The organism is Nocardia brasiliensis IFM 10847, from assembly GCF_000710915.1.
Lineage (GTDB): Bacteria > Actinomycetota > Actinomycetes > Mycobacteriales > Mycobacteriaceae > Nocardia > Nocardia brasiliensis_A.
In genome coordinates, this window is record NZ_BAUA01000209.1 from 72,955 (window position 1) to 80,591 (window position 7,637).

The window sequence follows — 7,637 nt, forward strand, 5'->3', positions numbered from 1 at the left end:
GTGGGCCACGCGCAGCCATGAATCCTGCGCGACATCACCAAAATACCTGGTCCGGCTGATGCCTGCGCGGCTATTGACGAAGCTTTACCGCCAGCAGGCAACCCTCCGGGAAGCGTTCGTCCGGATCCGGCTGCCGGATCAGCCGAGCGCGGACTTCGAATCCGGCGTCGCCCAGCAACTCGGCCATCCGCTCGGGCGACCAGCGGTAGGCGGGAGCCACTTTATGGTCGAACGCTGTCACCGCATCGGTTCCGTCGAACGCCTGGAAAGCCAACAGCGCGTGTCCTTCTGGTTCGAGTACCCGATAGAACTCGTCCAACACTCCCGGCACGCGTTCGGGTGGCAAGTGGATGAGCGAATACCAGGCGAGGATGCCGCCGAGGGAGTTGTCGGCGAGCGCCAACCGCTCCATCGAACCCACCTCGAAGGGCAGTCGCGGGTATTGCCGCCGGGCGATGCGGATCATCTCCGGCGACAGGTCGATGCCGCGGACGTCGACGCCGAGGGCGGCTAGGTGCGCCGTCAATCGCCCTGGCCCACAACCGATATCGGCGACCGGGCCGCGGACGAGTTCGGCGAAGACGCCCAGTATCGCGCGATCGAACGGTTTGCCCGCGAGATGGTTCCTGGCGAATTCGGTGTAGAGCTCGGCCATCTCGTCATAGGACGCGCGGGTGACGGCTACATCGGGTGCGTTCGGATGATCAACCACCGCATCATCATTCACCCGCGCACCGACAGATCCGGCTGCTGGTCCGGCGGGCGCTCCGGCAATTGCGCGGCCGCTTCGGGGGCGGCGGGCGAACAGGTCAGCGCGTCCTCGTGCACTTCCCGGCTGCGCGCGGTACCGAGGATGGAGCCCAGGATCACCAGCGGGAAGCCGATCGCCATGCCCGCGGTCAACGGTTCGCCGAGCGCGCTCACGCCGAGCACGATGGCCACCGCGGGGTTGATGTAGGTGATCACGGTCGCGCGGGCCGGACCGACCTCTGAGATCAGCGCGAAGAACAGCAGGAACGCCGCGGCGGTGCACACCAGCGCGAGGCCGAGCACCGAGAGCGTGGCATCGGCGGGATAGCTTGCCGGCCTGCGCAATACCGCGAACGGCGCGTACACCACGGCGGCGATCAGCAGCGAGGCGGTCACCACGCCGAGCGGGGGCAGATCGGCCAGCGATCGATTGATCACGATCGGGCCGAGCGCATAACCGACGGTGGTCAGCGCGATCGCGCCGATGGCGGCCGGGTTGGACAGGTCGATGTCGAGACCGACCAGCGCGGCCACGCCCGCGAATCCGACCATCAGCCCGGTGACCCGGCGCCGGTCGAACCGGTCGTGGCCGAGCTTGGTCACGATCACCACCGCGATCAGCGGGACCGCGGCGATCAACAGGCCGACGGTCGAACTGTTCAGGGTGGTCTCGGCGAAGCCGATGAACAGCCACGGCCCGACGATCTCCACCACGGTGTACAGCAGCAGCGGCCGCCACCGTTTGAACACCGGGGCGAGGGCCTTGGTGTACCACGCGATCGGCAACAGGACCAGCGCGCCGATCAGGGTGCGGCCGAACGCGACCACCACCGGGTCGAAGTCCTCGACCGCGATCCGGATCATCGCGTACGGCACGCCCCAGATCACGCCCATCGCGAGGAACAGTGCCCACCCGCGCTGCGTCATCGCCCGACCACCGGTCGACACGGCACGTTCCGGCAGGTTCGAATTACTGGCATGCGGCACTCGCTTTCGATCGAACGCGAGCTTATACAGGAGATCGGATCATCCGACAGATCCACTTCGCAATGCGCAGACCAGGCCACTTGCCCCGAAATATCGGGGCATCGGCGTCTTTCGGCCACCCGCGCGCGGTGGTCCATGCCCGGCCGGCGCAGGCGGGGTCATAGTGGATTCCATTGCAGCACAGCGGTACCGGCAAAGTCGAACGGCGCCACCGATGCTCCGGTGACGCCGTTCGCCTGGTGCGAGCCGAACTCAGTTGGCCGGAGCCACGGTGCTGGTGGTGGCCGGAGCCACGGTGCTCGTGGTGGCCGGAGCCACGGTGCTCGTGGCGGTGGGCGCGGCGGATTCCGTGGTGCTGGTCGCCGACGGGGCCGGCTTGGTGGTGTCGATCGGCGCGGCGATCTCGGACGGGGCCGAGGTGGTCGTCGTGGTCGGCGGGGTGGTGGTCGTGGACGGTGCCGGCGTGGTGGACGGCGTCGTGCTGACCGTGGGCGCGGCACTCGTGCTGGTCGGGGTCGCGGTCGTGCTGGTCGCGGCGGCCTTGCTGGTGCTGGTGGCCGCGGCCGCCTTGTACACCGCTTCCACGTCCGCCTGCTCCGGCTTGGCGTTCTTGTCGATCTTCTTGCCCTCCTGCGCCTGCTTGGCCAGGTGGGTGATCCACGCCGCCGCGTATTCGGCAGAGGTCAGCGGCTTGCCGTTGGCGGGATCGGCGTCCTTCCAGTAGTCGAAGTGGTGGCCGGTGTGGTTCGGGCCGAGGGTGAGCTTGTACGGATCGCTCATCACCACCGGAATGGTGTTCTGGTTCGTCACGATGAGACCGATGATCTCGTTCAGGATCTTCTGCGGCAGGTACGCCAGCGGCGACATGTCGTCGGCCGCGATCGCATCGGCCTTCGCCGGGGTCGTGGCCGGCGGCCGGCCCGGCTTGTAGGCGGGATCGGAGACCTTCAACAGCACCTGGAGGAAGGTCTCGTCGCTCTTCATCCAGTTCGGGTTGGCGGCGATATCGGCGAACGCGGTCATCGCGATCCGGCCGAGCACGACGGCGACATCCTGGCCGGTGGCCGGGGTCAGCCCGTCTCGTTCGAGTGCGTCGACATTGATCTGCCTGCCCACGTTGACCACCAGCTGCAACAACGAAATGTTCTCCGGCGCAGAGCAGGTCAGGTCGCCGTCGGAGCAGAACGAGGCGATCTTGCCGTTCAGTTTGCCGAAATCACCGCTGGTGCCGGGCAATGCGCCCTTACCGGGCACGGGATTCTTGCCGTTCTGATACTTCTGGTCGAAGCCGTCGGGGTTGCCGAACGGATCCTTCGAGCCGGGGAAAGGTCCGTCGCCCGCGCTGCGTCCCGCGTCGGCGAGGATCACGACGCCGAGGACATCGTCGGGATCGACGATCCCGTACGCGCCGTCCTGGCCCGCCTCCTGGTGACCGATCTTCTGGGCGACGCGGCGCACCACGTCGGCGCCCTCGCTGTAGCCCACGATCGAGAACTTCGTGTCCGGGCAGGCCTTCGAGATCTCGCGCATCACCTGTTCGGTGTTCGCGGCGCCGGCGTTGACCGCGTCCTCGTAGGTGGCCATGTTCGCCGGATAGGCGATGTAGACCGCGGCGTACGAGCCGGGCTCGACCTGTCCGTTCGGCGCGTTGACCACCGGATCGACCCACTCGCTGTTGTGGTCGCCGGCCATCGCGGCGGGCAGTTCCTTGCCGTCCGCGCCGAGGAGCAGCTTCGTGGTTCCCGCTACCGGAGTGTCGTTGCGTCCGGCCACCGAGACCGTCACCATGTCATGACACTCGGTCACCGACGTCGTGAGCTGCGTATCCCTGGTCTGTGGCGACGACGTCAGTGCGAACGTGGCGGCCACCGCCGCCGCCACGCCCAGCACCGCGGGCGCCGCGACCGCCGAGGCGATCCGATGTCGCGCGAAGAACTCGCGAAAAGCCATGTCCCTATCCCCAATCCATTACCGACAAGGTGACGGACAAGGCCCCCCCGAGGGCCATGCGTCACCGAGGACGTCGTGGCCGGGGTGCCGAGTGTTACTGGGTGGAATGGTTGCGGGCAGTGTGGAATCGGACACGTCGGGCGCTATTCCCCTTGACGACCAATCGAGTTCGATGGCGTCTAGCTGGCCTTATAGCCAATGAGCATGTCCGATGGCCTGGTTCGTGATCGATCAATGCCCCTATAAATGAGGTATCCACCGGTCGGTGCGGAACCATTTCTCGAAATGCGGCAGTAGTTCAGGTGTGTCTTCACTCGGTGCACCCGGAATTCGGTCGGCCGGATTTCGCGGACCGCATCAACTCCGCGTGCAGGTAATCGCGGCCAATACCTCGCGGAGTGCCGATTCGGCGACCGGCCGGGCCGCCCACCGGGCGCCGATATGCCCGTCGGGGCGGACGAGCAGCGCGCCGTCGGTCCCCAGCCCCCAGTGGCCGGCATGCGTGCCGGCGAGGGTCTCGATGTGCAGCGGCCATGGCAGCGCGGGTTGCTTCCACTCGTCCGGCGCCGGGGTGAGCAGCGTGAACCAGGCGCCGAGCAGGTCCAGTGTGGATCGGCCGTCCTCGAGCCACAGATGCGGCATACGATGGCCCGGCAGTGCGGTGGGCACGTACTCCGTTCCCATATCGGTGGATTCCGCCGCCACGCTATCGGTGGTGTGCACGGCAGCCGAGCGATAGCTGACGCCCAGTACCAGCCCCATCTGCGCGAAATATTGCTCCGACCAGGGTAGTTCGATTTGTGCCGGGGAGTTGTCGGGTCGCGGGTCGCGGCGACCGTGCTGCACCTGGAGCATGAGCCGGGTGTTCTCGACGGCCTGCTGTAGGGTCCGATGCGCCACCGGCAAGCGCTCGATCTCGTAGGTGTCCAACAGCTTCGGGCCCGCCCACCCGCGTAGCACCCCCGCCAGCTTCCAGCAGAGGTTGTGCACGTCGGCGACGCCGGTGTTCATGCCGAGGCCGCCGACGATCGGCAGTGCGTGCGCGGCGTCCCCGGCGAGCAGTATTCGTCCGGCCCGGAAGCGTTCGGCCACATGGGCGTTCATCTCCCAGTGCTGTACCCGGAGCACCCGGGTCGATACCTGTGGGCCGAGCGCCTGTGCGAGCAGGGCGGGCCAGTCGGCACGGGCCACGTCGTCGGGTGTCGGCACGAACCACAGCCAACCGCCCTCGGGGTAGAGCGGCGCGAACGATCCCTGCATGGTGAAGTAGACGCCCGCGGGCTGCTCGGCCCGCCAGCGCGTCAGGTCCGCGTCGAAGACGACCGAGGTGGCGCGGCTCAGCACGCCGGGACCCGTGGCGCCGATGGCAAGGGCTTGCCGGACAGCGGAATTCGCGCCGTCGGCGGCGATCGCATAGCGGGCGCGGACCGCGGTCGCGGCCCCGTTGCTTCGATCGATCAGCGATGCCACGACGCCGTCGGCGGATTCGACCAGATCGACGGCCTCGACCTCGAAGCGCGCCGGGGTGCTCGCCGCCGCGAGCAGTGTCGGCTCCAAACGATCCTGCGAACTGACCACGCCGATCACCGGGCTCGCTGCGATCGGCGCGTCTACCCCGACCATCGCCGCCGAGGCGAAGTCCTTGTCCAGCAACCGATCCCGGAAGCGAATGCGCCCATACTCCGGCGGGAAGGCGCGGGCGGTGATCGTCTCGGCGATGCCGAGCCCGCGAAAGATCTCCATCGTTCGGGCGTTGATCAACCGCGACCTGGGAAACGGGGAGAGTTCGCGACGCTTCTCGACCACCAGCGTGCGCACCCCCCAGCGTTCCAGCAGGGCACGGGCCGTCAGCCCGACCGGCCCGCCGCCGACAATCAACACCTCGACCTCGAGCATCCGCGCGCTCCTCCCGACTCGTTCGGCGTCGCCACCACTGACCACTGTGCCGCAGTGGCGTCTCGAGCCGGTTGCACCGAGGTTTCACCAGCTCGAGCGGGTAGTGACGGGCCGGTCGGACCGGTTTTCGCCGCGGGTTGCGCCCGGTGCCGAACTCGGCTGCGGTCGCCCTCGGCGGTGGTGTAGATTCGCACGGCCGACGGCATCCGATCTGCAGCGGATGCGCTTCGCCCTGCGACGCCGGCTGCTCGCGCGTCAGGTGAAATTTGCCGGGTTTACGGAGTTACAAACGCGATACGCTCCAGTCACAGACAATAAGTATGGTCAGGTCATCACCTGACCGCGAACAGCGTTGTCCGAGTACATGTTTAGTCGAGATAAGAAGACTGGGCGGTCGGCTTCTTCTGCCGGGCGCTCCCTTGTGATGTGGTCCTCTGAGCGAGAGAGAAAGGCTGCGATCCATGAGAATCCAGCCACGGCGGCAGATTCTGAATGTGTGGAGTTCCCTGCTGGCGGCCTGCTACCGAGACGATACCTGGGCGTGGGGCGGGCGGGACGGCTCGAACTCCATCAGTGACGCAGAACAGCTGCTGTGCCTGCTCTACCCCGCTACCCAGATCTCCAGCTTCGCGCTGCACAACCCCGACCAGATCGCCGACGACGTCAGGGCCACGCTGAAGCCGTTCGGCCGGGAACGCCGCATCGGTTTGAAGATCGTCGAGATCCTGGACGACTACCTGCGCCGCTACGAGCGCGACGAGGAGCCGGTCTTTTCCGCGGGCAGCTACCTGCGTGCGGGCGCGGGCGAGCAAGCGTCCGAAAAACAGCGAGAAGTCGACGTGGTCGACTCCTATTCCATGTCGCTGTCGCTCTGCCTGGCCGGACTGCAATACCTTCGTGCCCTGCGCGATCCGACCGGTGGCGGCGACCAGCCGCGGCTGGAGATCCTGATCAAGCCGGTCGAGGAACGGCTCAGGAAGCGGCTCACCGCCGCCATGATCGGCCTGGTGCGCAGTTTCGTCGTGCAATCGGTGGATCCCGAGACCGAGCGTGGTCTCGCGATGCTCAGCATGTTCAATCAAACCGGCGCGGAACCGGATTCGGTGGTGAGCGGCGTCGCGCGGCGGCTCGAACGCGTCCGCGGCCGGCTGCTGCGAGATGTCACGCTGAACAAGACCCCGCAGGCCGACCTGGAAAGCCCCGCGCTGATGTTCGAGTGCGGGTGGAGCTGGGGCGTGGTCAAGGGCGCCGAGGTCATCGACTTCGTCGACGTGCCGACCGCCAAATCGGACGGTTACGCGATCGGGCAGCCCTACCTCTACTTCACCATCACTGCCTTGGACGGTATCAACGACTTGACCCAGCCGCGCACCCGCGAGCTGGATCTGCTCGATGCCGACCAGCGACGCCTGGCCGACGCGCTGCAACTGCGCTGGGATCTCGCGCAACGGTATTGGTCGGCCATGGCCCGGTACGGCGACGGCGACTGGCCGCTCGAGGACATTCCCTGGCGGACCTCCGACGGCGAGGAGTCCGACTACTTCAGTCTCTGCGTCTCCGGCCTGCTGATCCAGGATCTGATCGCCCGTGAAGCCGACGACGACGATCTCACCAGGGCCACCAAGATTTTCGACGAGCTGGCCCGCCGCGGCCGGATCACCCGCAGACTCACCGAGCGTGATCCCGCACGGGCTCTGCATATTCCGGGCGTGCTGCTGACCCTGCACGGCACCGAGGCCATCGACAACGGACCGGTGCTGGCCTGGTCGGTCTCGGACTACGGCCCGATGTTGCTGAAGCGCATCCTGCAGGCGGCGCAGCTGTCGCGCACGCTCTCGACGCGCAGGCAACTGCTGGAACTGGCGCAGGCGACCATGGATCACCTGGAGCGGCGCGCTTTTCCGGCCGGGCCGGCCAAGGGCCTGTGGGACGACGCGGCGCGCGTGTTCGCCGAGCCGTCGCCGACCGGCGAGCCGGTCGAGGCCGGCGCGGACCGGGTGCAGGAGCCCTCCTGGTATTTCACCGAACGCATCATCGAGTGCCTGGTCGTCGCC

The 7,637-nt window shown here is 67.3% G+C and carries 5 protein-coding genes; 1 reads left to right on the forward strand and 4 read right to left on the reverse strand.

Going from position 1 to position 7,637, the window contains the following annotated elements:
* Positions 1–70 precede the first annotated feature (70 nt).
* The 4 genes from NBRGI_RS41470 to NBRGI_RS41485 form a co-directional block, all read right to left on the reverse strand.
* Entirely contained in the window at positions 71–712 is a 642-nt protein-coding gene (locus tag NBRGI_RS41470; RefSeq protein WP_051728435.1) for a class I SAM-dependent methyltransferase, read from the reverse strand.
* Positions 713–723: 11 nt separating this feature from the next.
* Positions 724–1,677 (reverse strand): DMT family transporter, encoded by a 954-nt coding sequence (locus NBRGI_RS41475; RefSeq protein WP_029903559.1) that lies wholly within the window; start codon positions 1,675–1,677, stop codon positions 724–726.
* A gap of 312 nt (positions 1,678–1,989) precedes the next feature.
* Complete coding sequence (locus NBRGI_RS41480) at positions 1,990–3,687, reverse strand: cutinase family protein (RefSeq protein WP_029903560.1); 1,698 nt, start codon at positions 3,685–3,687, stop codon at positions 1,990–1,992.
* 357 nt (positions 3,688–4,044) lie between these two features.
* Positions 4,045–5,583 (reverse strand): FAD-dependent monooxygenase, encoded by a 1,539-nt coding sequence (locus NBRGI_RS41485; RefSeq protein WP_029903561.1) that lies wholly within the window; start codon positions 5,581–5,583, stop codon positions 4,045–4,047.
* A 461-nt stretch (positions 5,584–6,044) separates the two neighbouring features.
* On the opposite strand from NBRGI_RS41485, the gene NBRGI_RS41490 reads away from it, so the two are divergent.
* Positions 6,045–7,637: SCO2524 family protein (locus NBRGI_RS41490; RefSeq protein WP_051728430.1), on the forward strand; the 1,593-nt coding region annotated here is incomplete at its 3' end.

Bases quoted from the DNA above. Each gene is read 5' to 3' on its own strand.
- NBRGI_RS41475 (WP_029903559.1), bottom strand. From the start codon at position 1,677: ATGACGCAGCGCGGGTGGGCACTGTTCCTCGCGATGGGCGTGATCTGG.
- NBRGI_RS41480 (WP_029903560.1), bottom strand. From the start codon at position 3,687: ATGGCTTTTCGCGAGTTCTTCGCGCGACATCGGATCGCCTCGGCGGTC.
- NBRGI_RS41485 (WP_029903561.1), bottom strand. From the start codon at position 5,583: ATGCTCGAGGTCGAGGTGTTGATTGTCGGCGGCGGGCCGGTCGGGCTG.